We start from the raw sequence: 22,678 nt of genomic DNA, 5'->3' as shown, positions 1-22,678 counted from the left end.
CGGCCTCCTTGGCCGTGCCGAAAGGTTCACACGATCCTCGGGTGCGTTCCGCGTACGATGACTCACAACGCGGAACAACCCGCGGAATCATTTCTCCCACCGACCCCGCCGTGTTCCGGGTGGTGGTGCGCACGGCGCTGCGCCGGTCGGTGGGGCGGGCGGGTGCCTACCATCGGACGGGCGTCCGTCAACCCGAGGCAACGGCCGGTCAGGTGAGGTTCCGCGTGGACATCCGGGAAGCGAACGAGGGCACCTTCTGGGCCCTGCTGGACCCCGAGCAGCGCGGCTGGGTGCGCGCCGCCGCCACCGCCCGGCGCTTCGAGCCCGGTGACGTGCTCATCCGGGAGGGGGACCGCGGTGATTGGGTCCTCGTGCTGGCCTCGGGGCGGGTCAAGGTCGTGGCGGCGGGTCCGGCGGGGCACGCGGCGGTGCTGGCCGTGCGCGGCCCCGGGGACATCCTCGGGGAGATGGCGGCCCTGGACGGCAGCCCCCGGTCGGCGACCGTGACCGCGGTGGAGCCGGTGGTGGGCCTGCACGTTCCCGGGGAGCGGTTCAGCGCCCTCCTGGTGGACCACCCGGCGGTCGCGGCGATCCTGCTGCGCATCGTCACCAGCAGGCTCCGCTACGCCAACCAGCGCCGCATGGACCACGCCGACGCGGGCACCGCCCGCAGGCTGGCCGCTCTCCTCCTGGAGCTGCACGACCGCTACGGCCGCCGCGCACCCGACGGCGTCACCATCACCCTCCGGGTCACCCAGAGCGACCTGACGGGCCTCATCTCCGCCTCCCGCGAGGCGGTGACCAGGGCCCTGCGCCCCCTCCGCGACCGGGGTGTCCTCAGCACCGGCAGGCAGCGCCTGGTCATCCACGACGTGGAGGCCCTCCGCCGCGCCGCCCGGTGACCTCCCCGCCCCCGGTGGGCCCGCTACTCGGGGGTCACGTCCTCGACCAGGTCCGCCAGCACGGCCCGGCAGTCGGCGAGGGCGCGGCGGCCCTTCTTCGTCGTCCGGTAGCGGCGGACCCGCCTGCCGTCGACCACCTCCGTGCGCGACTTGAGCAGCCCGGCCTCCTGCAGGCGGTGCAGCAGCGGGTACAGCGTTCCCGGCGACACCCGGTGGCCAGCGTCCGCCAAGTGGGTGGTGAGGACGGCGCCGTGGGGTTCGTCGCGGGTGGCCAGGTGCAGGACGCGCAGGCGCAGCGCCCCGTTGCGGAAGTCTTGGACCACATCCATCGGTCGAGGATATCAGTATCCGATATCGGGAGACGAAATCAGTGGACTTCCCTGCGGGACAACATGATTCATCCCGATATCGTGATGCGATACCGGGGGTCGCTTGCAGAAAAGGAGCGTTACACGTAACTCACACGTGTGAAACATGACACGAAGCCCCCCGGCGGAGCGACCGGACGCCGGTGACCAGGGGTAACGTTCACCGGGCAACGCACCGCAAGCCCTGGTCCGAAAAGGTGAGAAATGCGAACGAAGCGATGACGGTCATGGATTCCCCACCGTCCTTGCTCCACGCTCCCGACCCGCTCGCCGAGGCCGCCGCGCGCGGTCTGGCCGTCTTCCGGGCAGGCCCGGAGAGCGCCCCGTGCACCCTCCTCGACGTCCTCGCCGCCACCGCCGCCCGGCACCCCGACGCCGACGCGGTGGACGACGGCACCACCGTCCTGACCTACCGGGCGCTGCTGGCCGAGGTCGACTCGGTCAAGGCCGCCCTGCACGCCGCGGGCGTCGGCCTCGGCGACCGGGTCGGCGTGCGCGTGCCCTCGGGCACCGTCGACCTCTACACCGGCGTCCTGGGCGTGCTGGCCGCGGGCGCCGCCTACGTGCCGGTCGACTTCGACGACCCCGACGAGCGGGCCGAGCTGGTGTTCGGCGAGGCCGCCGTCACCGCCGTCCTCGGCGCCGGGCACACCATCACCACCCGCGCGAGCAGCGGAAACGCCCCCGGCAGGCCGACGCCGGACCACGACGCGTGGATCATCTTCACCTCCGGGTCGACCGGGAAGCCCAAGGGCGTGGCGGTCAGCCACCGCAGCGCCGCCGCGTTCGTCGACGCCGAGGCCGAGCTGTTCCTCGCCGACGAGCCGATCGGCCCGGACGACCGGGTGCTGGCCGGGCTGTCGGTGGCCTTCGACGCCTCCTGCGAGGAGATGTGGCTGGCCTGGCGCCACGGCGCCTGCCTGGTCGCCGCCCCGCGCGCCCTGGTCCGCACCGGGGTCGACCTGGGCCCGTGGCTGGTCGAGCGCGAGATCACCGTCGTGTCCACCGTGCCGACGCTGGCCGCGCTGTGGCCCGCGGAGGCGCTGGCCGAGGTACGGCTGCTGATCTTCGGCGGCGAGGCATGCCCGCCCGAGCTGGCCGCCCGGCTGGCCGTGCCCGGCCGCGAGCTGTGGAACACCTACGGCCCCACCGAGGCGACCGTGGTGGCCACCGCCGCCCGGCTGACCGGCGCGGGCCCGGTGCGCATCGGCCTGCCGCTGGACGGCTGGGAGCTGGCCGTGGTCGACGAGGCGGGGAAGCTGGTGCCGATGGGGGCCAGCGGCCAGCTCGTCATCGGCGGCGCCGGCCTGGCCCGCTACCTCGACCCGGCCAAGGACGCGGAGAAGTTCGCCCCGCTGCCCGCGCTGTCCTGGGACCGCGCCTACCGCAGCGGCGACCTGGTCACCGCCGACCCCGAGGGCCTGCTGTTCCTCGGCCGCGGCGACGAGCAGGTCAAGCTGGGCGGGCGCCGGATCGAGCTCGGCGAGGTCGACGCCGCCCTCCAAGCCCTGCCGGACGTGGCGGGCGCCGCCGCGGCGGTGCGCACCACCGCCGCGGGCAACCAGCTCCTGGTCGGCTACCTCGTGCCGAAGCCCGGGTTCGACGCCAAGGCCGCCGTGGAGCAGTTGCGCGCCGCGCTGCCCGCCGCCCTGGTGCCGCTGCTGGCCGAGGTCGACACGCTGCCCACCCGCACCTCCGGCAAGGTCGACCGCAACGCCCTGCCGTGGCCGCTGGACCTGGACACCACCGAGGTCGACGCCGCCGCGCTGACCGGCACCCAGACCTGGCTGGCCGGGCTGTGGCGCGACATCCTGGGCGTGCCGGTGGGCAGCCCGGACGCCGACTTCTTCCAGCACGGCGGCGGCAGCCTGACCGCCGCGCAGCTCGTCTCCCGCATCCGCGCGGAGTACCCGGGCATCGCCGTCAGCGACCTGTACCAGAACTCGACGCTGGGTGAGCTGGCCGAGCTGGTCGACGCCGCCGCCGCGAGCGTGCAGAGCGACCGCGTGATCGCCCCGATGCCGCGGCGGGCGCAGGTCGTCCAGGCCCTGGCGACCGTCCCGATGCTGACCCTGGTCGGCGCGCGCTGGGCCGTCACCGTGGCCGCGCTGAGCAACGTCCTGGCGCTGACCGGTGCGCTGAGCTGGGCGCCGACGACGTCCTGGTGGCTGGTCGCGGTGGGGTGGCTGCTGTTCCTGAGCCCCGTGGGCCGGATGGCGCTGGCCGCGGGCACCGCCCGGGTCCTGCTGCGCGGGGTCACCCCCGGCGACTACCCGCGCGGCGGCAGCGTCCACCTGCGGCTGTGGGCCGCGGAGCGGGTGGTCGACCTGACCGGTGCCACCAACCTCGCGGGCGCCCCGTGGATGACGCACTACGCCCGCGCGCTCGGCGCCAAGATCGGCGACGACGTCGACCTGCACTCGCTGCCCCCGGTCACCGGCCTGCTCAAGCTGGGCCGGGGCGCGGCCGTGGAGCCCGAGGTGGACCTGTCCGGGCACTGGCTCGACGGCGACGTCCTGCGCATCGGCCGGGTCAAGATCGGCGCGGGTGCCACCGTCGGCTCGCGCAGCACGCTGTTCCCCGGCGCCCGGGTCGGCAAGCGCGCCGCCGTGGCGCCCGGTTCCGGCGTGGTGGGCGTGGTCCCGGCCGGGGAGCGGTGGGGCGGGTCGCCCGCCAGCCGCACCGGCAAGGCGCCGCACCGGGTGGTGCGGCCGCCGCGCCGCCGCCGCTGGGTCGCGGTGTACGCGGCGACGTCGTTCGCGCTGAGCCTGTTCCCGGTGCTCGCGGCCATCCCGGCGCTGCTGGTGCTCGGCGCGTTCGTCTCCGGCTCGGCGGACCTGTCCGCCGCCCTGGGTTCCGCGCTGCTCGGCGTGCCCGCGGCCACGGTCACCTGGCTGGTGGCGTACGCGCTGCTGGTGCTGGTGTCGGTGCGCGCGCTGTCGATCGGGCTGCGGGCGGGGCTGCACCCGGTGCACAGCCGGGTCGCGTGGCAGGCGTGGGCCACCGAGCGGATCATGGGGCTGGCCCGGGTCGGGCTGTTCCCCCTCTACGCCAGCCTGGCGACGCCGGTGTGGCTGCGCGCCCTGGGCATGAAGGTCGGCCGCCGGGTCGAGGCGTCGACGGTGCTGGCGCTGCCCAGCATGACCACCGTGGGCGACGGCGCGTTCCTCGCCGACGACACCATGATCGGCACCTACGAGCTGGGCGGCGGCTGGCTGCGGATCGAACCGGCCAAGGTCGGCAAGCGCGCGTTCCTGGGCAACTCGGGGATGACCGCGCCGGGCCGCTCGGTGCCCAACCGCGGCCTGGTCGGGGTGCTGTCCTCCACGCCCAAGAAGGCCAAGGCGGGCTCGTCCTACCTGGGCATGCCGCCGATGAAGCTGCCCCGCACGGTCGAGACCGGCGACGAGAGCACCACCTTCGACCCGCCGAAGCGGCTGATGGTGGCGCGCGCCCTGGTCGAGCTGTGCCGGGTGGTCCCGGTGATGGCGTCGGCGGCACTGGCCGTGCTGGCCGCGGCCGGGTTCCTCCGGCTCGGCCCGTGGCTGGGCCTGGCCCTGGGCGGGGTGCTGCTGCTCGGCGCGGGCGTGGCCGCGTGCGCGGTGTCGGTGGCGGCGAAGTGGCTGCTGGTCGGCCGGTTCCGCGCGGTGGAGCGTCCACTGTGGAGTTCGTTCGTGTGGCGCACCGAGCTGGCGGACGCGTTCGTGGAGGTGCTGGCGGTGCCGTGGTCCGTCCCGGCCACCCAGGGCACCCCACTGCTGTCGGTGTGGCTGCGGGCGATGGGTGCCCGGATCGGTCGCGGCGCGTGGGTGGAGACGTACTGGCTGCCCGAGTCGGACCTGGTCCACATCGGCGACGGCGCCACGGTCAACCGCGGCTGCGTCGTGCAGACCCACCTGTTCCACGACCGGATCATGAGCATGGCCCCGGTGACCCTGGGCGCGGGCGCCACCCTCGGCCCGCACGGCATCGCCCTGCCCGGCGCGACCGTCGGCGACCGCACCACGGTCGGCCCGGCGTCGCTGGTGATGCGCGGCGAGTCGGTGCCCGCCGGGACGCGCTGGTTGGGCAACCCGATCTCGGCGTGGCCCGCCGGTCGCTGATTGAATGGGGGCATGAAGGCAGGGGAGCCGGGGGCCAGCACCTCCCACGACGCGTACCTGCCGCAGAACGGCAACGGCGGCTACCGGGTCAGCCACTACGACCTGGAACTGGACTACCGGGTCGGGCCGGGCAGGCTGTCCGGCCGGGCGCGGATCTCGGCGGTGTCCACGCAGGCGCTGTCCAGGCTGAGCCTCGACTTCCGCGGCCTGCGCACCGCCCGGGTCACCGTGGACGGCCGGGCGGCCCGCTACGTCCAGCGCGGGGCGAAGCTGCACGTCACCCCGGCCCGCCCGGTGCAGGCCGGGGTGGCGTTCGTGGTGGAGGTCCGCTACCTGGGCTCGCCGACCCCGGTTCCCAGCCGGTGGGGTGAGATCGGCTGGGACTACCTCGACGACGGTGTGGTGGTCGCCAGCCAACCCGTCGGCGCCCCGTCCTGGTTCCCGTGCAACGACCACCCGTCGGACAAGGCCACCTACCGGCTGTCGGTCACCACCGCGTCGGCGTACCTGGTGGAGGCGACCGGGCAACTGGCGTCCCTGCGCTCGGCGGCCAGCACCAGCACCTGGGAGTACGTGCTCGCGGCGCCGACCCCCACCTACCTGGTGAGTGTCCAAATCGGACGGTACGGTGCGTTCGCGGTGAACTCCCCCGTCCCGCAGCGCTTCGCCGCCCCCACGCGGATCACCTCGGCCGCCCGCCACGACTTCGGCCGCCAGGGCCGGATGATCGAGGAGTTCTCCCGCCTCTTCGGCCCCTACCCGTTCCCCGGCTACGCGGTCGTCATCGCCGACGCGGAACTGGACGCGCCGGTGGAAGCCCAGTCGCTGTCGGTCTTCGGCACCAACCACGTCGACGGCAGGCGCGGGTCGGAGTACCTGGTCGCCCACGAACTGGCGCACCAGTGGTTCGGCAACAGCCTCACCGTCGCCGAGTGGAAGCACATCTGGCTCAACGAGGGCTTCGCCACCTACGCCGAGTGGCTGTGGTCGGCCGCCGCCGACGGCGTCCCGATCGACACCCACGCCCGCCGGGCCTGGCGGACCCTCGCGGCCCAACCCCAGGACCTCGTCCTCGCCGACCCCACCACCGAGAACCTCTTCGACGACCGCGTCTACCTCCGCGGCGCCCTCACCCTCCACGCCCTCAGGTCCATCCTGGGCGACCCGGCCTTCTTCACCCTGCTCAAGACCTGGACCACCACCCACCACCACAGCACGGTGACCACCGACGCCTTCATCGCCCTGGCCGAAACCCATGCCTCCGGCCCGCTGACGGCGCTGTTCACCCGCTGGCTGTACCGCGCGGCCCTCCCCGCCCTCCCCACCTGACCGGGGTCAGCGAGCACAACCCGCACCTCGCCTGGCCGACCCGTCCACAGCCGATACCACTGCGGCGCGTGTGAATTCGCGCTTCGGGAAAGTCGGCGAGTCCAGCCGACGTGACCAGCACTCCCGCTCAGGAGTGATCAGCGTTGACGGGGAACGACAACCGCCCTTGGTGGTCCCGAACCCGTTCAGCGAACTCGGGGCACCCCGCATCGCTCAGCTTGCTCGCCAAGTCGGCACGACCAGTCCGGCCGACCCAGTAGAGGGTCTGGTCGTAAGTCACCTGTCGCACAACGTGGGGTGCGCTGTCATCGACCAACACGAAGAAGTCATCAGGTCGGTAAACCTCGTAAGGCATCGAATCGACATCTTGACCTGCGACAATAAAGCCGTTGTCGCAGGTCAAGATGAAATCTGCCTGACAGGCCAGAGCCGCGGCATGCACGTGCTGGTCGTCGACGTCACCGCCGGGGAACGAGCCGTCGATGGTGAAGTCATCGACTCGCCCCCCTTCAAAGGTTCCCGCGATCCGATCCCGTATCGCGGTGATCTTCGCACCATTCCAGTCCGGGTGTCTCCGCCGCAGGCGGTATACCGTCTCCGCGAGTACGTCCTCAGTCCAGTAGACCGTGTACGTGCCGCCCTGGAGCTGCAACAACGCGAGCCAATCCCTCAGGGTGCGGGAGTAGAACACGTTCGCGTCGGTGAACACTCTCATTGAGACCACCGCGAGAGGGTATCCACCGGCTTGGCACAGCCGTCCAAGACCGGCCGGTGGACATGACGAGCCGAATCAGTCGTCTTCCAATGCCCGCAGTTCGTTGAACGCCGCCAGTTGACGTTGCCTGCGGGCGTGTTGTTCGCGCAGCACGTCAACTGTGCGCAGGCGGGTGTGCGAGCCGACTTTGCGCGAGGGGATCTCACCGGAGTTGACCTTGCGCATCAACGTGGGTCGGGACACGCCCAGCAGTTGAGCGGCCGCAGTGGTCGTCAGTTCTTCGGGCATCGAGCTGATGGTGACCGCATGCCCACGCGCCACAGCGTGGACAACCTGAGCGATCATCGCCGACAACTCATCCGGCACTCGAACCGCGGAGCCTTCTCCCTCGACCTCGGCGGTGAACCGGGCGCCGTGTGAGGGCAGCGAGTTCATCAACGCCTGCGCCTGCCGCTGATCGCGTTCGTCCGCCAACAGGACATCACGATCACTCCTGGCCACCAGCCTCGACACCATCACCACTCCCTCCCCAACACTTACAGTTGCAACTGAACCAGCTTTCACCTATATGTGCAACCTTAGTCGATGGAGCCATACCGGTCGAGTGGATTCACTCTCAAGGTGCGCATCACACCATCGGCGGGCTGGGCATGCTGAGCGCGGCGTGGACGCTGCGGCGATCGGTGGATCCGGCGTCAGGCTGCAAGCCTCACCGCGAGGGGGAGAAGTGGTCAGAGGTCGACGGTCGGGGTGACCACGGTGCGCGGTTTGCCGCCGTTCATCCGGACGCAGATCTGGGTGGTGCCCCGGGGGACCTCGGTGAGCACGAACCGGCCACCCTCGTCCGCGACGGTCTTGGCCGTGTCGTGGTCGGCGACGCGGACCTCGACGCCGTGCTCACCCGCCGGGACGAGCCAGCCGTCGATGCGCTGGCGCTCCCCGGTGCGGGTCACGTTGACCATGACCGTGAGGTCGCCGACGAAGAAGGTCATGGTGCCGGTGCCGCCGCCGCGGACACCCGCGAGGGCGCGCTGGTCGGCCCAGCGGGCGGCCTCCAGCTCGACCTCGGCGTCGATGTCCTCGATGGCGAGGGCGAACCGGGCACGCTCGACCAGGCCCTCGGGCACCGGGTCCAGCTCGTCCATGAGCCGGGCGACCTCGCCCATCCAGTAGTCGTGCTCGGCGGGTTCCATCTCGTGTCCGTCCATGGTCCTCATCTGCCACCCTCCCCATCTTCGTACAGGTCGCGCAGGTTCTGCAGGCACCGGCCGCGGGTCGGGCCGATGCTGCCGCGTGGCATCTCCATCGCCTCGGCGACGATCTGGTAGTTCGCGCGGCCCTGCAGCACGGTCAGCCGCAGCAGTTCCTGGCAGCGCGCGGGCAGCCGGTGGAACGCGCTCCACAGCCGGTGGTCCCGCTCGTCGCGCAGGACCTCCGCCTCCGGCATCGGTTCGGTGCTGTGCACGTGCTCGGCGGCCTCCTGCGGGAGGTCGCCCTGGGCGGTTCCGCGCCTGCGGGTGCGCACCGCCTCGCGCTTGGTCGTGATCACCAGCCAGCCGACGAGCGCCTTGGGCTCGGCGACCTTGTCGAGGTTGCGCAGCAGCGCCAGCCACACCGTCTGCACCACGTCCTCGGCGGCGGTGCGGTCGAGGCCGACGCCGCGCGAGATGTGCCACACCAGCGGGGACAGCTCCGCCACGATCACGTCGAGGGCGGACTTGTCGCCCGCTCTGGCCGCGAGCACGCACGCCGCGTGGCGATCGGCGCCCTGCAGGCCCTCCCATGGCGGATTGGTCCCAACCGTGCGGATCACCGCTTCCACCCCACTCTTCGTCGTCCGGGGTCGTTCTCCCTGGTGGTACCCGGTGCACCGGCCCGGGCGGACCGGCCGCGCCCCCGCGCGGCCCATCGTGCCCGGACCGCCGAACCGGCTGTCCCCCCTGAGTGTCCCTAGGACGCGTCCAGAACGAAAGTGAACGCCTGCCGGGCCTGCTCCTCCCACGGCCTGGCCAGCTCCGCCCGCAGCTCGTGCCTGCCGCACGCGGTGACGTCGAAGGTCAGGGTGTGCCCCCCGCCCGCGCCCGGCACGTCCGCGACCATCCGCAGCGCCTCGGGCAGCAGCCACCGCCACCGGTAACCGGCAGTCGTCGTCGGGGACTCCGGCAACCGGAGTTCGACGGTGTCCCCGCTGCACAGCCCGGTCAGCCCGGCGGCGTCCGCCACCGACAGCCTCACCAACGCCATCACCCGCTCCTCCACCCGGCGGAAGGTGGCGGAACGGCTCCCCTGCGCCCGTTCCGCCACCGCCGACCCCCGCGCTCACACCAGGATCTGTTCGATACGGCCCACCGCGTCCTCGCGGTAGTCCACCGGACGGCCGCCGTGCACGGCCTCCACCGCCGAAGCGGTCAGGCGGGTGTGCCCCACCCCCGGGGCCAGCCGCTTCCAGCCGACCCCCTCGACCCACACCCACACCCCGGTCGACGCGTCGTGCGACCAGAGCCGCGCGACCGTGCGCCCCCGCACCCACCGACCGGGCCCGGCAACCGCCACGTCCCGCACCCGCACCGTCAAATCGGGCGTCGAGGTGCTGACGCACATGGCTTCCTCCCCCGGGTGGTCGGTTGTTCCGGACATCTGTAAGAGCCCGACCCGCCACCAGGGATACGTCCACGTTTCGGCGAATTTACGCCTTGGCAGCGTTGCGCCACCCCGCCGACGACCAGTCCCGCCGATGTCCCCCTAGTAAGCGGGCGCGTCCTCCTCCGGCATCAGGATCCAGCAGGCCACGTAGATCAGCGCGCCCGCGCCGAACCCGAGCAGGGTGGCGGCCACCAGGCCGATGCGCACCAGCGCGGCGTCGACGCCGATCGCCTTGGCGATGCCGCCGCAGACACCCGAGAGCATCTTGTCGGTGCGGCTGCGGCGCAGCTTGCGGACCTTGGTCTCGGTCTCTCCGAAGTTCGTCATGCCCCTACTTTGGCTGGTCAGCGCCGGTCTGACATCGGGGATCGACCCGGAAAACCGGCTCAGGGTCAACCCCGGGATTGACGCATACCCATATGGGTATGTAATCTTCTCGGCATGGCGAGGGCAGCGACCACGACGGACGCGTTCAACGCGGTGGCCGAACCCCGGCGCAGGCAGATCCTGGACCTGCTGGCGGTCGGGGAGCGGTCCGTGACCGACCTCGTCGAGGCGCTCGGGGTGGTGCAGCCGCTGGTGTCCAAGCACCTGCGGGTGCTCCGCGAAGTGGGCCTGGTCGAGGTCCGCGAGGAAGGGCGACAACGGCTCTACCGCCTCAACGGCGAACCGCTCAAACCGATCCACGACTGGGTCAGGCAGTACGAACGCACGTGGTCGAGCCGCTTCGACGCGCTCGACGACGTCCTCGAAGAACTCAAGCAGGAGGAAGAAGACAATGGCACTGGCGACTAAGGGCACCGCGGTCGTGACGCTCCCCAGCGACACCCAGATCCTGATCACCCGCGAGTTCGACGCCCCCAAGCACCTCGTCTACAAGGCGTGGACGACCCCCGAGCTGATCAAGCGCTGGTGGGCGGGCGACATGGGCGAGGTCAAGTCCGTCGAGGTCGACCTGCGCGTGGGCGGCACCTGGCGCTACGTCATGGTGGCCGACGGCGACTTCGAGGTCGGCTTCCACGGCGAGTACCGCGAGATCACCGAGAACGAGCGCATCGTCGCCACCGAGGTCTACGAGGGCGCCCCCGACGGCGAGGCGGTCAACACGCTGACGCTGACCGAGCAGGGCGGCCGCACCACGCTGAGCGTCCTGGTGCAGCACAGTTGCAAGGAGCACCGGGACGCGCACGTGGACTCGGGCATGGAGGTCGGCATGCAGACCTCCATGAACCACCTCGACGAGGTCTCTCTGTCCCTGCTCTGACCCTTCGGCGCCGACACCGTTGGCAGCGCCGGAGGATCACCGCTCCGCGATGCCGCCCAGGGCCTCCGGCACGGGCTCGGTGTGCACGATCCCGAGCCGCTGGGTCGCCCGGGTCAGCGCCACGTACAGGTCGTTGCGGCCGCGCGGGGACTCGGCCACCACCCGCGCGGGCTCGACCAGCAGCACCCCGTCGAACTCCAGGCCCTTGGACTGGCGGACGGTCAACACCGCCACCTCGCTCTCCAATTCCGGGTGTTCGCCGATCGCCGCGTCGGGCAACCGGGCGGCGACGGCCTTGCCCACCTGGTCCACGAGGGACTCCGGCACCAGGACCGCCAGGGTGCCCGGGTGCGCGGACCCCTCGGCGGCCAGCGCGGCGACCGTCCCCGCCAGGTCGGTCGTCCGCACCCGCCACGGGTCCTCACCGGTCTCCCGGACCGAGGACGGCGGGGTCAGCTCGGTCCCCAGTTCCGCCAGGACGGACGCGGCCACCGCCATGATCTCCGCCGGGGTGCGGTAGTTGACCGTCAGCTCGGTCTGGCGCCAGCGGTCCTCGACGTAGGGGCCGAGGACGTCCGACCACGCCGTGGCCCCCGCCAGGTCACCGGTCTGCGCCACGTCCCCGACCAGGGTCATGGACCGGGAGGGGCAGCGGCGCATGAGGACGCGCCAGGCCATGGCGGACAGCTCCTGGGCCTCGTCGACGATGACGTGGCCGAAGGTCCAGTCCCGGTCGGCGGCGGCGCGCTCGGCGGCGGTGCGGTGGTCCTCCTCGTCGTTGCGCTCGGCGAGGCGGCTCGCGTCGATCAGGTCGTAGGCGGTGAGGATGTCGGGGTCGGCCTCGTCCTCCAACTGCAGGATGTCGAGGACGCCCTGGGCGTAGTCCTGCTCGTCGCGCCTGCGCTGGTCGGCCCTGGCGCGCTCCAGGCGGTCGTCGACGCCCAGGAGTTCGGCCGCCTCGTCCAGGAGGGGGGCGTCGGCGGCGGTCCAGCCGAGGCGGGGGGAGCGCAGCAGCAGCGCCCGCTCGTCCTCGCACAGGTCCGGGAACGCCACCTCCAGGCGGTCGGGGCTGGCGTAGAGGTCCGACAGCAGGGCCTGCGGGGTCAGCAGCGGCCACAGCTCCTCGATGGCCGCCCGCACCTCGTCGTCGGCGGCCAGTTCGCGGCGGATGTCGGCCAGGTCGCCCTCCTCCAGGAAGTCCGCGCCCAGGCGCTCGGCCTCCTGCCGGGTCAGGGCGGCCACGACGGCCTCGGCGAACAGCGGGCGGGCGGCGTTGTGCGGCTTGCGCGAGCGCCGCGCCCGTTCCTGCGCGGCCAGCACGGTCGGCCCGTCCAGGGTCAGCTCCTCGCGCTCCACCACGAGCGTCATCGGCTCGTCCGGCACCACCTGCCGGTCGCGGACCGCGCGGCGCAGCGCGTCCACCGCGTCCAGGCGGCCCTTGATCTCCGCCGCCCGCGCGGGCTCGGGCCGCACGCCGCGCTCACCCGGGTACAGCTCCCCCACGGTCTGCAACAGCACACCGGTCTCCCCGAGGGAGGGCAGCACCTGCCCGATGTACTTGAGGAACGTCGCGTTCGGCCCGATCACCAGCACACCGCGCCGCGACAACTGCTCGCGGTGGGTGTAGAGCAGGAAGGCGGCGCGGTGCAGGGCCACGGCGGTCTTGCCGGTGCCGGGACCGCCCTGGACCACCAGGACGCCGTTGAGGCCGGAGCGGATGATCTCGTCCTGCTCGGCCTGGATGGTCTCGACGATGTCGGACATGCGGCCGGTGCGGGAGGCGTTCAGCGCGGAGAGGAGCGCGGCCTCACCGGTCACACCCTCGTGCGCGTCCCGCCCGGCGGTGAGGTCGAGCACCTCGTCGTCGACGGCGGTGACCCGGCGCCGGGAGGTGCGGATGTGCCTGCGCCTGCGCACCCCGTCCGGGGAGGCGGCGGTGGCCAGGTAGAAGGGCCTGCTGGCGGGGGCCCGCCAGTCCATCAGCAGCGGTTCGTGGTCGCCGGACTCGTCGAACAGCCCGAGCCTGCCGATGTAGCCGCGCCCGCCGTCGGCGAAGTCGAGCCTGCCGAAGCACAACCCGTTCTCCACCGCCCCGTACTGCGCCAGCGCCGCGCTGTGGTGCGCGGTCTCGGCGTCCCGGTGGGTCATGGCGGTGGGGCTGCTGCTGGTCTCCCGCAGCGTCCGGGCCAACCGCGCCCCGCTGTCCGCGCGCAACCCGTCGAGCCGCGCGTACAACATCGAGACGTATTCCTGCTCGACGCCGATCTCGGTTGACAATCGCCCTCCACGTGGCGTAAAATCGTTTACACGACGCCGACAACGGCGTCTTTTTTTGTGCGCAAGGACCTCCCAATATAGCGTTGAACGGGCGCAGGGCGAAACAGCGGGGGAGCGCATCGCGGTGGACGCACTCCCCCGGCTCAGTGGGCTCAGGCGGCGAGCCGTACGACCTCCGTCGGGAACGAGGTCACGAAGGGCTCGTCCAGTTCCGCGAGGTCCAGCTGCACGGTGAGCATCGGGCGGACTCCGGGCGAAGAGACCCGGAGCACCACCCCCTCGACCTCGTCCACCCCCAGTGGTGCCACGACCCGGTCGCCCACCCTGATGTCCTCGGCCATACCGACTCCCTTCACCACGGCGTCACCTCCGGCAGCAAGAACCGCAGGTGCGCGTTGCACACAGTGTCCATCCCGACGGCGAGCGCGTCCAGCGAAGAACGCCACCGCAGCGCTGTGGACAGCGACAGGGAATGACCGTCCTGCCGCAGCTGGTCGAGCTTGGCGTCCACGTTGTGCGCGATCGCGTTCCGCGCGGCGTTGAGCAGGTGCACGGTCAGCAACCACTCCTGCACCTGATCGCGTAAGGCGGATTCCAGCACCACCCACATCCGCAGGCCCAGCCTGAGGAAGTCGCTGCCGATGCCGTCCTTGGTGGCGTTGCCGGTGTCCAGGCGCCGCCCGTACCTCATGTTCTGGTTGCTGACGAGGAGTTCGAGCCGCCGGTTGGGGGCCGCGAACTCCCCGAAGATCACATCGATGCACTCGTTGTGCAGGTCTCGGCAGAAGCCTTGGAACTCCGCCGCCAAGCGGAGGAGTACGACGTGGGCGAGTTCATCCGCTTCCCGCTCGTCGAGGGCCTCGGCTTCGAGCATTCGATGATGCGCGGCCACGAGGCGGTCGAGCCTACGGGAACGGTCCCCCCGCCACACGGTGAGGGCATTTGATTTCACCGGGCAAACATACGTTCGGCCGCTTTCCACGAATGGGCGACCCCTTATTTCAAACAATGAAATGGGCATTTCAAACCGGGAAACAAAAGACCCGGGCCGCGAATCGCGGCCCGGGCCTTCCGGGAAAAGCAGTGGAGCTGGCGTGGATCAGAAGTCCATGCCACCGGTCGGGTCGCCCGCGGGGGCGGCACCGGCCTTCTCCGGCTTGTCGGCGACGACGGCCTCGGTGGTGAGGAACAGCGCGGCGATGGACGCGGCGTTCTGCAGGGCCGAGCGGGTCACCTTGGTCGGGTCCGGCACGCCCGCGGCGAGCAGGTCCTCGTACTCGCCGGTGGCGGCGTTGAGGCCGTGGCCCTGGGGCAGGCCCTTGACCTTCTCCACCACGACGCCACCCTCGAGACCGGCGTTGATCGCGATCTGCTTGAGCGGGGCCTCGACGGCGACCTTGACGATGTTGGCACCGGTGGCCTCGTCGCCGGTCAGCTTCAGGCCCGCGAAGGCGGCCTCGGCGGCCTGGAGCAGCGCGACGCCACCACCGGCGACGATGCCCTCCTCGACGGCGGCCTTGGCGTTGCGCACCGCGTCCTCGATGCGGTGCTTGCGCTCCTTGAGCTCGACCTCGGTGGCGGCACCGGCCTTGATGACCGCGACACCGCCCGCGAGCTTGGCCAGGCGCTCCTGGAGCTTCTCGCGGTCGTAGTCGGAGTCCGACTTCTCGATCTCGGCGCGGATCTGGTTGACGCGGCCCTGGATCTGCTCGGCGTCACCCGAACCCTCGACGACGGTGGTCTCGTCCTTGGTGACGACGACCTTGCGGGCCTTGCCCAGCAGCTCGATGCCCGCGTTGTCCAGCTTGAGGCCCACGTCCTCGGAGATGACCTGGCCGCCGGTCAGGATCGCGATGTCCTGCAGGATCGCCTTGCGGCGGTCGCCGAAGCCGGGCGCCTTGACCGCGACGGACTTGAAGGTGCCGCGGATCTTGTTGACGACCAGGGTGGCCAGGGCCTCGCCCTCGACGTCCTCGGAGATGATCAGCAGCGGCTTGCCGGACTGCATGACCTTCTCCAGCAGCGGGAGCAGGTCCTTGACCGAGGAGATCTTGGAGCCGAACAGCAGGATGTACGGGTCCTCGAGGACCGCTTCCTGGCGCTCGGGGTCGGTCACGAAGTAACCGGAGATGTAGCCCTTGTCGAAGCGCATGCCCTCGGTGAGCTCGAGCTCCATGCCGAGGGCGTTGCTCTCCTCGACGGTGATGACGCCTTCCTTGCCGACCTTGTCGAGCGCCTCGGCGATCAGCTCGCCGATGGTGGTGTCGCCCGCGGAGATGGACGCCGTGGCGGCGATCTGCTCCTTGGTCTCGACCTCCTTGGCCTGCTTGTGCAGCTGCTCGATCACGGCCTCGACGGCCTGCTCGATGCCGCGCTTGAGCGACAGCGGGTCGGCGCCTGCGGCGACGTTGCGGAGGCCCTCGCGGACGAGCGCCTGCGCCAGCACGGTGGCGGTGGTGGTGCCGTCACCGGCGACGTCGTCGGTCTTCTTGGCGACCTCCTTGACCAGCTCGGCCCCGATCTTCTCCCAGGGGTCCTCGAGCTCGATCTCCTTGGCGATCGACACACCATCGTTGGTGATGGTGGGCGCGCCCCACTTCTTCTCGAGCACGACGTTGCGGCCACGCGGGCCCAGCGTCACCTTCACGGCGTCGGCGAGGATGTTCAGTCCGCGCTCGAGGCCGCGACGCGCTTCCTCGTCGAACGCGATCAACTTGGCCATTGCGGTGTGGTCCTCCGGCTTGATTGGAAACACCTACGGCCAGGCGGTGCCCGCGACGGACGACCGGCATCCTGCCGGCCTCACCTGTCCCGACCTCTGTCGCTGGCACTCGGGGACCCCGAGTGCCAATACGTGTTTAGCACTCGACGGGGTCGAGTGCAAGAAGAGCAGGTCGGAACAGCCGGTGACGTCCCCGATCAGGGTGCCGGGACGATGGAGATCGACGGCGGCAGCGTCCGGCGGGTGCTCGACGGCGCGGTCGTCGACCCGCCGCCGGTCTCCTCCGGACCCACCTGGATCGACGGGGCGGTCGGCTCCGGCGTGCCGCTCCCACCGCCGGAGTCACCGGTCAGGAAGACGACGGCCAGCACGATCGCGGCGATCGCCACCGCGCCCACCAGCACCGGTGCGATCCACCGGTTGCCCGACTTCTCCGCGCCGAAGGCCGTGCTGCCCGCGGGCACCGGCGGGCGCAGCCGCACCGGCTCGGCCTGCGAGGGCAGCGACCGGGGTCCGCCCGGCTGGTACTGCTGGGGCCGCTGCTGCTGCGGCGGGCGCTGCTGACCGGGGGGCTGACCGCCCGCGGGACCCATCATCGTGCCCTGCGGACCGCGCGGCGGCGGTGGCCTGCGCGGCACGTTGGTCAGCGCGGCGCGCGCGGCGGCCACCAACTCGCGGCAGGTCGCGTAGCGCTGGGTCGGCGACTTCGCCATGCCGCGCCGGATCACGTCGTCGATCGCGGGCGGGAGCTGCACGTGCTCGGTGACCGCGGGTGGCTCCCGGTTCAGGTGGCCCTGGATGACCTCGGGCACCTGCCCCTGGAACGGCGGGCGGCCCGACAGGCAGGCGAACAGCACGCAGGCAAGCGAGTACTGGTCGGTGCGGCCGTCGACCGGCTCGCCGCGCAGGTGCTCGGGGGCGGCGTAGGTCGGCGAGCCGAGGAAGTCCCCGCCGCGGGTGCGGTGGCCGGTGGCCCCGCGCCGGGTCAGGCCGAAGTCGGCGAGGTAGATGTGCTCCCCGGCCGACTCGCGCGTGGTGACCAGCACGTTCGCCGGTTTCACGTCGAGGTGCACCAGGCCGCGCTCGTGCAGGTTGTCCAGCGCCTCGGCGACCTGGCCGAGCAGGCTCAGCGCCCGCTGCGGGGCCATCGCCCCCTCCTTGACCAGGCCCGCCATGTCCGAGCCGTCCACCAGCCGCATGGCGATGTAGAGCAGCCCGTCGACCTCGCCGAAGTCGTAGAGCGGGACGACGTTCGCGTGGTCGATGGCGGAGGTGTTGCGCGCCTCGTCGACGAAGCGCTCGCGGAACTCCGGGTCCTCGGTGAGGTGCTCGGCGATGACCTTCAGCGCCACCCGGCGCCCGAGCCTGACGTCGGTGGCCCGGTACATGACGCTCATCCCGCCCTTACCCAGCACCCCGTCGATGCGGTAATGGCCTAGGCGACGCCCGGTGAGGTCCTCCGACACGCTGGCGAGCCTAACGCCCGCGCTGCGGGTTCCGCGCCCGGTCACCGCAACCGGCGCGTTTCACCTCTCTGGGGGGTGGCCTCGGACTAGCGGCCCAGCCAGGCCGCCATGGCGCGGGGGGTGCGGGTTTGGGTGAGGAGTGTCCCCGGGCCCGCGAAGTCGAGGATCAGGCCCTCGCCGGTGCGGACCGACTGCGGGCCGGACTGGGAGACGGCGCGGAGGCGGGCCTGGGTCTCGTCGCTGTAGGCGAGGAGGTGGGCGGGGTCGACGGTGATGAACTCGCCCGCCGCCAGGGTGACCGTGTCCAGGGCGCCGCAGCAGGCCAGGACGAGGGAGCCGGTGCCGGTGGCGTGTTCGAGGAAGCCGTGCTCGGCGCCGAAGAGGGAGTGGAAGCCGGGCCACTGGGCGTCCGCGCGCAGGGTCGCCGTGACCGCCAGCCAACTGCCGCGGGAGACGCACCAGCCCGCGGTGCCGTCGAGGTCGATGGTGTGGACGTCGCCGGGGAAGGCGGGGGCGATGTCGACCCAGCCGCCCTCGGTGCCCGCGGTGAACACGGCGGGCACCGACCGGCCGCGGCCCGCGCGGCCCTTGGGTTCGACGTGGACGCCGTAGCTGGTCGCCAGCATCGCCGAGGACTCCGCCTGCACCGCCTCGCCCGGGGCCAGCAGCAGACGGGCCACCCCGAACGCGGGGGTGTGCCGGGTGCGGACCTGCACGCGCGTCCCCTTCCTCCCGCCCTGGCCGGCTCGTCCGGCCGGGACAGGGTGGCAGTCTGGCACGGCGGCGGCAGGGCAGGATGGGACCGTGGCGAAACGGACCTACAGCGTGCGGGAGTACCAGGCCGAGGTGGCGGCGCTGCTGCCCGCGCTGCCGGTGGAGGTGACACCGCTCGCCGGGTGCCGGGGGCTGGTGCTGGCCGAGGACCTGGTGGCGGCGGTGTCGCTGCCGCCGTTCGACAACTCCGCGATGGACGGTTACGCGGTGCGCGCCGCCGACGTCGCGGGTGCCCCGGTGGTGCTGCCGGTGGCCGACGACATCCCGGCCGGGCGCACCGACGTGCGACCGCTGGAACCGGGCACGGCGCACCGGATCATGACCGGGGCACCGCTGCCGCCGGGCGCGGACGCGGTGGTCCAGGTGGAACTGACCGACGGGGGGACCGGGGTCGTCGCCGTCAGCTCGGCCGTGCCCGCGGGCAGGCACCTGCGGTTGGTCGGTGAGGACGTGGTGGCCGGGACGGTCGTGCTGAGCGCCGGGACGGTGCTGGGCCCGCCGCAACTGGGCTTGGCCGCGGCGGTCGGCGCCGCGGCGCTGCCGGTGCGCCGCCGACCCCGGGTGCTGGTGCTGTCCACCGGGTCGGAGCTGGTGGAACCGGGGCGGGAGCTGGAGTTCGGGCAGATCTACGAGTCCAACAGCGTGCTGATCGCCGCGGGGGTCGAGGAGGTCGGCGGGGTCGCGGAGGTGCTGCGGTTCGTGCCGGACGACGTCGAGGAGTTCCGGTCGGTGGTGGCGGCGCGGGCGGGGTCCGCGGACGTGCTGGTCACCTCGGGCGGGGTGAGCGCGGGGGCGTACGAGGTGGTCAAGGACGCCCTCACCGGGCACGGGGTGGAGTTCGTGCGGGTGCTGGTGCAGCCGGGTGGGCCGCAGGGCCTCGGGCGGGTGGACGGGCTGCCGGTGGTGACGTTCCCCGGCAACCCGGTGAGCGCGGCGCTGTCGTTCGAGCTGTTCCTGCGCCCGGCGCTGCTCGGCGCCCTGGGCCACCGGACCGTCGACCGCCCCCGGGCCACGGCGCGGGCGGCGGCGGCCATGACCTCGCCAGCGGGCCGCGTGCAGTACCGGCGGGGCAGGCACGACTCGGGGAGCGTGGCGGTCGTCCCGGTGGGTGGGCCCGGCTCGCACCTGCTGGCCTCGTTCGCCGCGTCCAACTGCCTGATCGAGATCCCCGAGGACGTCACGGAGGTGGCCGAGGGGGCCGAGGTGGACGTGGTCCTGCTCGACTGACCCGTACGCTGGCCGCATGGGCTTCTTCGCGTGGGTCGTGTTCGGCGCGATCGCGGGCTGGGCGGCCAACCTGGTGGTCGGCGGGCGCGACCGGCGGCGGCAGGGCTGCCTGGTCAGCGTGCTGGTGGGGGTCGTGGGCGCCGCCCTCGGCGGCCTGCTGCACCGGCTGCTCACCGGCCGCGAGATGACCTTCGAGTTCGACTTCCCCAGCCTCGGCGTCGCCGCCCTGGGCGCGGTCGTGCTGCTGGCGGTCCTGCGCGCCGTCCAGGGCCGCCCGACCCGACGTGGTCGCAGATAGAGAATTTCCCACCATGCAGGACCGTTCGTACTCCATTGCCCGACCGGACGCCCGACACGTAGACTTCAAACCGCTCCAGAACGGGGCATCCGATCGACGCCTGCGTCGTCGGGGGACGCAGGCGTCGGCCGGGTGCCCCGTTCCTGTCTCGTTCGCGTGACCGGCTCCGCCACTGGCACTCGACCGGCCTGTTCTCACCGGAGATCGCCACCGAGCCCCGTCTGCTCTACTCCTTCCGCGATGTCGTCGCGCTGCGCACAGTGGTGCGGCTGCGGGCGAGCACATCGCTGCAGAACATCCGCCGGGCGTTCGAGAACATGCCCGCGCTCGACCTCACCGAGCACCCGTCCAGGTACCGCTTCGGCACCGACGGGAGGACGATCGGGTTGATCGACGAGGCAGGCAACGCCGTGGACCTCGTCGGGAAGCCGGGGCAGTACGAGGTGCTCAGCCTCGCCGAGATATTCGGGGCGTTCGAGAACCGCCGTGGCGAGCAGGTGGTCGACTTCCTGCGTCCGCGCAGCCACCTGGAGGTCCGAGCGGGCAGGCTGGGCGGCTGGCCGACCATCGCCGACACCCGCATCGGCTACGACACGGTCGCGTCCCTGGTCTCCGGTGGCGATGTGTCGCTGGAGCGCGTGGCGTACTTCTACCCGGGCGTGTCAGCAGCCGCAGCTCGGGACGCCGTCGACTTCGACCGGTTGGTCCGCGACTCGGCATGAGGTTCTTCATCGACCACAACCTCAGCCCGAGGCTGATCCCCGACGTTGCCGCACTCAACCGCGAGCACGCGTTCTCGTGCGTGAGGATGAAGGTCTGGCAATTCATCCTGCCCGCCCTGGTGTCGCGAACGCAGTGCGCGTACTTGTTCAAGGCCGTTCCCCACCAGCGGGAACAGCGCGTCAGGCCGATCCCGCTGCGGCTCGTCTGACCAGCGCCACGCCGGTGAGCGAGCCGGTTCGCGTACCGTGTGCCGCAAATCCGGTCGAGACGCGAGGAAACAGCCAACCGATGAGCGCCGCCCCGCAGTCCACGCTCAAGCACCTCGTCGAGCTGACGAGGAGCATCATCCCGCCGGTGCACCCGGGGGGGCGCCCGTTCGTCCTGGCCGGACTCGGCGCCACGCTGCTGGTGCGGCGGTTCTCCAAGCGGGTGGGGGTCGGCGGCGGGATCCTGACCGCGTGGCTGGCCTGGTTCTTCCGGGAGCCGCAGCGGGTGACGCCGCAGCGGCCGGGGATCGCCACCGCGCCCGCCGACGGGACCGTGTCGCACGTGGTGGAGGCCGTGCCGCCCGCCGAGTTGGGGTTGGGTGGGGAGCCGATGCTGCGGGTCAGCGCCTTCCTGTCCGTGTTCGACGTGCACGTGCAGCGGATTCCCGCGCCGGGGCGGGTCGTGAAGGCCGTGCACCAGGCCGGGCAGTTCCTCTCCGCCGACCTGGACGCGGCCAGTGAGGTCAACGAGCGCAACAGCGTGCACCTGCGGACCCGCGACGGGCACGACCTGGCCGTGGTGCAGATCGCCGGTCTGGTGGCGCGGCGCATCTTCTGCGACGTGTCCGACGGGGACGAGGTCGAGGCGGGCAAGACCTACGGGTTGATCCGCTTCGGGTCGCGGGTGGACCTGTACGTGCCGCTCGGCAGCCGGGTGCTGGTGGAGCCGGGGCAGCGGACCATCGGCGGCGAGACCGTCCTGGCCGAGTTGCCGGGAGCCTGACCGTGGCGACCGCGCCGGGCGTGCGGCTGCTGCCGAACGCGATCACCGTCCTGGCCATGTGCGCGGGCCTGTCGGCGGTGCAGTTCACCCTCAAGGGCCAGCTCGCGGCGGCCATCGCGGCCATCGCGGTGGCGGCGGTGCTCGACAGCCTCGACGGGCGCATCGCCCGGATGCTCGACGCGACCAGCAAGATGGGCGCCGAGCTGGACTCGCTCGCCGACGCCATCTCCTTCGGCGTGGCGCCCGCGCTGGTGCTCTACACCTGGCGCTTCGGCGGTGACCGGGTCGGCTGGGTGGTGTCGCTGATCTTCGCCGTGTGCATCGTGCTGCGGCTGGCGCGGTTCAACACCCTGCTCGACGACACCGACCAACCGGTGTACGCCAAGGAGTTCTTCGTCGGCGTGCCCGCGCCCGCGGGTGGCCTGCTGGCGCTGCTGCCGATGATCCTGACCATCGAGTACGGCGACAACGGCCACTGGTGGCAGTCGCAGCCGGTGGTGATGGTGTGGACCATCCTGATGGCCGCGCTGCTGATCAGCCGCATCCCGACGCTGTCGGTGAAGACCGTGCGGGTGCCCGCGCGGATGGTGGCGCCGCTGCTGGTCGGGGTGGGCCTGCTGGCCGCCGTGGTGATCACCTACCCGATGGTGGCGCTGGCGGTCCTGCTGGTCCTCTACCTCGCGCACATCCCGTACGCGGTGCGGCGCAAGCGCTGGCTGGCCGACCACCCGGAGGCGTGGGACGTGCCCGCCAAGGAGCGCCGGGCGATCCGCCGGGCGCACGGCGGCGGCTACCGGCGCAGGCTGGGGCTGCGGCCGCCGCTGCGCCGGGTCGCCGGGGCGGCGCGGCGCGCGGTGCGCAGGCCGCTGCGCGCGGG

General features: G+C 72.0%; 25 protein-coding genes. 11 read left to right on the top strand and 14 right to left on the bottom strand.

Annotated elements, in window-relative coordinates; all coding sequences use genetic code 11:
* Positions 1–224: 224 nt before the first annotated feature.
* On the top strand, positions 225–902 hold the full coding sequence (locus L6E12_RS13110) for a Crp/Fnr family transcriptional regulator (RefSeq protein ID WP_236228175.1): 678 nt from the start codon (positions 225–227) through the stop codon (positions 900–902).
* Between the two features lie 23 nt (positions 903–925).
* Here the strand turns inward: L6E12_RS13110 and L6E12_RS13105 are convergent, their stop codons facing one another.
* Entirely contained in the window at positions 926–1,231 is a 306-nt protein-coding gene (locus tag L6E12_RS13105) for a PadR family transcriptional regulator (protein ID WP_236228174.1), read from the bottom strand.
* 257 nt (positions 1,232–1,488) lie between these two features.
* Between L6E12_RS13105 and L6E12_RS13100 the strand changes: the two genes are divergently transcribed.
* On the top strand, positions 1,489–5,373 hold the full coding sequence (locus L6E12_RS13100) for a Pls/PosA family non-ribosomal peptide synthetase (protein ID WP_236228173.1): 3,885 nt from the start codon (positions 1,489–1,491) through the stop codon (positions 5,371–5,373).
* Between the two features lie 12 nt (positions 5,374–5,385).
* Positions 5,386–6,702: a M1 family metallopeptidase gene (locus L6E12_RS13095; RefSeq protein ID WP_236228172.1), complete on the top strand. Its 1,317-nt coding sequence runs from the start codon at positions 5,386–5,388 to the stop codon at positions 6,700–6,702.
* A 127-nt stretch (positions 6,703–6,829) separates the two neighbouring features.
* Here the strand turns inward: L6E12_RS13095 and L6E12_RS13090 are convergent, their stop codons facing one another.
* The 7 genes from L6E12_RS13090 to L6E12_RS13060 all read right to left on the bottom strand — a co-directional run bounded on the left by L6E12_RS13090 (position 6,830) and on the right by L6E12_RS13060 (position 10,387).
* Positions 6,830–7,417, bottom strand: a complete 588-nt coding sequence (locus L6E12_RS13090) for a PIN domain-containing protein (protein ID WP_236228171.1) — start codon at positions 7,415–7,417, stop codon at positions 6,830–6,832.
* 75 nt (positions 7,418–7,492) lie between these two features.
* Positions 7,493–7,933, bottom strand: coding sequence for a helix-turn-helix domain-containing protein (locus L6E12_RS13085; protein ID WP_236228219.1), 441 nt, complete (start codon positions 7,931–7,933; stop codon positions 7,493–7,495).
* A gap of 215 nt (positions 7,934–8,148) precedes the next feature.
* Entirely contained in the window at positions 8,149–8,625 is a 477-nt protein-coding gene (locus L6E12_RS13080; RefSeq protein ID WP_236228218.1) for a carboxypeptidase regulatory-like domain-containing protein, read from the bottom strand.
* A 5-nt stretch (positions 8,626–8,630) separates the two neighbouring features.
* The gene (locus tag L6E12_RS13075) at positions 8,631–9,227 is read right to left on the bottom strand and encodes an RNA polymerase sigma factor (RefSeq protein ID WP_236228217.1); all 597 of its coding nucleotides are present in this window, start codon (positions 9,225–9,227) and stop codon (positions 8,631–8,633) included.
* Between the two features lie 140 nt (positions 9,228–9,367).
* Entirely contained in the window at positions 9,368–9,661 is a 294-nt protein-coding gene (locus tag L6E12_RS13070) for a protease inhibitor I42 family protein (protein WP_236228170.1), read from the bottom strand.
* Positions 9,662–9,736: 75 nt separating this feature from the next.
* Positions 9,737–10,054, bottom strand: coding sequence for a hypothetical protein (locus L6E12_RS13065; protein WP_236228169.1), 318 nt, complete (start codon positions 10,052–10,054; stop codon positions 9,737–9,739).
* A 105-nt stretch (positions 10,055–10,159) separates the two neighbouring features.
* Positions 10,160–10,387 (bottom strand): PspC domain-containing protein, encoded by a 228-nt coding sequence (locus L6E12_RS13060; RefSeq protein ID WP_236228168.1) that lies wholly within the window; start codon positions 10,385–10,387, stop codon positions 10,160–10,162.
* 114 nt (positions 10,388–10,501) lie between these two features.
* Between L6E12_RS13060 and L6E12_RS13055 the strand changes: the two genes are divergently transcribed.
* Together L6E12_RS13055 and L6E12_RS13050 are read left to right on the top strand one after the other, a co-directional pair.
* A complete protein-coding gene (locus L6E12_RS13055) occupies positions 10,502–10,855 on the top strand; it encodes a helix-turn-helix transcriptional regulator (RefSeq protein ID WP_236228167.1) in 354 nt (117 codons plus the stop codon).
* Entirely contained in the window at positions 10,839–11,324 is a 486-nt protein-coding gene (locus L6E12_RS13050; RefSeq protein WP_236228166.1) for an SRPBCC family protein, read from the top strand. Before L6E12_RS13055 ends, L6E12_RS13050 begins: the two co-directional genes overlap by 17 nt.
* A 36-nt stretch (positions 11,325–11,360) precedes the next feature.
* Here L6E12_RS13050 and L6E12_RS13045 read toward each other — a convergent pair whose 3' ends face one another.
* From L6E12_RS13045 to L6E12_RS13020, 6 genes are all read right to left on the bottom strand, one after another.
* Positions 11,361–13,562, bottom strand: coding sequence for an ATP-binding domain-containing protein (locus L6E12_RS13045; RefSeq protein ID WP_236228216.1), 2,202 nt, complete (start codon positions 13,560–13,562; stop codon positions 11,361–11,363).
* 191 nt (positions 13,563–13,753) lie between these two features.
* Positions 13,754–13,957, bottom strand: coding sequence for a hypothetical protein (locus tag L6E12_RS13040; RefSeq protein WP_236228165.1), 204 nt, complete (start codon positions 13,955–13,957; stop codon positions 13,754–13,756).
* On the bottom strand, positions 13,954–14,475 hold the full coding sequence (locus L6E12_RS13035; RefSeq protein ID WP_236228164.1) for a hypothetical protein: 522 nt from the start codon (positions 14,473–14,475) through the stop codon (positions 13,954–13,956). The genes L6E12_RS13040 and L6E12_RS13035 overlap by 4 nt, the downstream gene beginning before the upstream one ends.
* Positions 14,476–14,700: 225 nt before the next feature.
* Entirely contained in the window at positions 14,701–16,323 is a 1,623-nt protein-coding gene (gene groL, locus L6E12_RS13030; RefSeq protein WP_236228163.1) for a chaperonin GroEL, read from the bottom strand.
* A 197-nt stretch (positions 16,324–16,520) separates the two neighbouring features.
* On the bottom strand, positions 16,521–17,789 hold the full coding sequence (locus L6E12_RS13025; RefSeq protein WP_236228162.1) for a serine/threonine-protein kinase: 1,269 nt from the start codon (positions 17,787–17,789) through the stop codon (positions 16,521–16,523).
* A gap of 86 nt (positions 17,790–17,875) precedes the next feature.
* Positions 17,876–18,505, bottom strand: coding sequence for an AIM24 family protein (locus tag L6E12_RS13020; RefSeq protein ID WP_110079137.1), 630 nt, complete (start codon positions 18,503–18,505; stop codon positions 17,876–17,878).
* 88 nt (positions 18,506–18,593) lie between these two features.
* Between L6E12_RS13020 and glp the strand changes: the two genes are divergently transcribed.
* The 6 genes from glp to pssA all read left to right on the top strand — a co-directional run.
* Complete coding sequence (gene glp / locus L6E12_RS13015; RefSeq protein ID WP_374201865.1) at positions 18,594–19,790, top strand: gephyrin-like molybdotransferase Glp; 1,197 nt, start codon at positions 18,594–18,596, stop codon at positions 19,788–19,790.
* A gap of 16 nt (positions 19,791–19,806) precedes the next feature.
* Entirely contained in the window at positions 19,807–20,088 is a 282-nt protein-coding gene (locus L6E12_RS13010) for a GlsB/YeaQ/YmgE family stress response membrane protein (protein WP_035286792.1), read from the top strand.
* A 92-nt stretch (positions 20,089–20,180) separates the two neighbouring features.
* On the top strand, positions 20,181–20,810 hold the full coding sequence (locus tag L6E12_RS13000) for a DUF433 domain-containing protein (RefSeq protein WP_308074809.1): 630 nt from the start codon (positions 20,181–20,183) through the stop codon (positions 20,808–20,810).
* Positions 20,807–21,019, top strand: a complete 213-nt coding sequence (locus L6E12_RS12995) for a hypothetical protein (protein ID WP_236228160.1) — start codon at positions 20,807–20,809, stop codon at positions 21,017–21,019. The genes L6E12_RS13000 and L6E12_RS12995 overlap by 4 nt, the downstream gene beginning before the upstream one ends.
* A gap of 80 nt (positions 21,020–21,099) precedes the next feature.
* Positions 21,100–21,801, top strand: coding sequence for a phosphatidylserine decarboxylase (locus L6E12_RS12990; RefSeq protein WP_236228159.1), 702 nt, complete (start codon positions 21,100–21,102; stop codon positions 21,799–21,801).
* A gap of 56 nt (positions 21,802–21,857) precedes the next feature.
* The coding region (gene pssA / locus L6E12_RS12985) for a CDP-diacylglycerol--serine O-phosphatidyltransferase (protein ID WP_374201867.1) at positions 21,858–22,678 on the top strand (821 nt) is incomplete at its 3' end.

The sequence above is a fragment of the Actinokineospora sp. PR83 genome, from assembly GCF_021056305.1.
GTDB classification, from domain to species: Bacteria; Actinomycetota; Actinomycetes; order Mycobacteriales; family Pseudonocardiaceae; genus Actinokineospora; species Actinokineospora spheciospongiae.
Note: the sequence above shows the minus strand (reverse complement) of the source record. Positions and strands in the feature narration are given on the sequence as shown.

What these genes read in the sequence shown, in the direction of transcription:
- L6E12_RS13105 (WP_236228174.1), bottom strand. Translation starts at nt 1,231, where the DNA reads ATGGATGTGGTCCAAGACTTCCGCAACGGGGCGCTGCGCCTGCGCGTC.
- L6E12_RS13100 (WP_236228173.1), top strand. Translation starts at nt 1,489, where the DNA reads ATGACGGTCATGGATTCCCCACCGTCCTTGCTCCACGCTCCCGACCCG.
- L6E12_RS13095 (WP_236228172.1), top strand. Translation starts at nt 5,386, where the DNA reads ATGAAGGCAGGGGAGCCGGGGGCCAGCACCTCCCACGACGCGTACCTG.
- L6E12_RS13090 (WP_236228171.1), bottom strand. Translation starts at nt 7,417, where the DNA reads ATGAGAGTGTTCACCGACGCGAACGTGTTCTACTCCCGCACCCTGAGG.
- L6E12_RS13085 (WP_236228219.1), bottom strand. Translation starts at nt 7,933, where the DNA reads ATGGTGTCGAGGCTGGTGGCCAGGAGTGATCGTGATGTCCTGTTGGCG.
- L6E12_RS13080 (WP_236228218.1), bottom strand. Translation starts at nt 8,625, where the DNA reads ATGGACGGACACGAGATGGAACCCGCCGAGCACGACTACTGGATGGGC.
- L6E12_RS13070 (WP_236228170.1), bottom strand. Translation starts at nt 9,661, where the DNA reads ATGGCGTTGGTGAGGCTGTCGGTGGCGGACGCCGCCGGGCTGACCGGG.
- L6E12_RS13065 (WP_236228169.1), bottom strand. Translation starts at nt 10,054, where the DNA reads ATGTCCGGAACAACCGACCACCCGGGGGAGGAAGCCATGTGCGTCAGC.
- L6E12_RS13060 (WP_236228168.1), bottom strand. Translation starts at nt 10,387, where the DNA reads ATGACGAACTTCGGAGAGACCGAGACCAAGGTCCGCAAGCTGCGCCGC.
- L6E12_RS13055 (WP_236228167.1), top strand. Translation starts at nt 10,502, where the DNA reads ATGGCGAGGGCAGCGACCACGACGGACGCGTTCAACGCGGTGGCCGAA.
- L6E12_RS13050 (WP_236228166.1), top strand. Translation starts at nt 10,839, where the DNA reads ATGGCACTGGCGACTAAGGGCACCGCGGTCGTGACGCTCCCCAGCGAC.
- L6E12_RS13045 (WP_236228216.1), bottom strand. Translation starts at nt 13,562, where the DNA reads ATGTTGTACGCGCGGCTCGACGGGTTGCGCGCGGACAGCGGGGCGCGG.
- L6E12_RS13035 (WP_236228164.1), bottom strand. Translation starts at nt 14,475, where the DNA reads ATGCTCGAAGCCGAGGCCCTCGACGAGCGGGAAGCGGATGAACTCGCC.
- groL (WP_236228163.1), bottom strand. Translation starts at nt 16,323, where the DNA reads ATGGCCAAGTTGATCGCGTTCGACGAGGAAGCGCGTCGCGGCCTCGAG.
- L6E12_RS13010 (WP_035286792.1), top strand. Translation starts at nt 19,807, where the DNA reads ATGGGCTTCTTCGCGTGGGTCGTGTTCGGCGCGATCGCGGGCTGGGCG.
- L6E12_RS12995 (WP_236228160.1), top strand. Translation starts at nt 20,807, where the DNA reads ATGAGGTTCTTCATCGACCACAACCTCAGCCCGAGGCTGATCCCCGAC.
- L6E12_RS12990 (WP_236228159.1), top strand. Translation starts at nt 21,100, where the DNA reads ATGAGCGCCGCCCCGCAGTCCACGCTCAAGCACCTCGTCGAGCTGACG.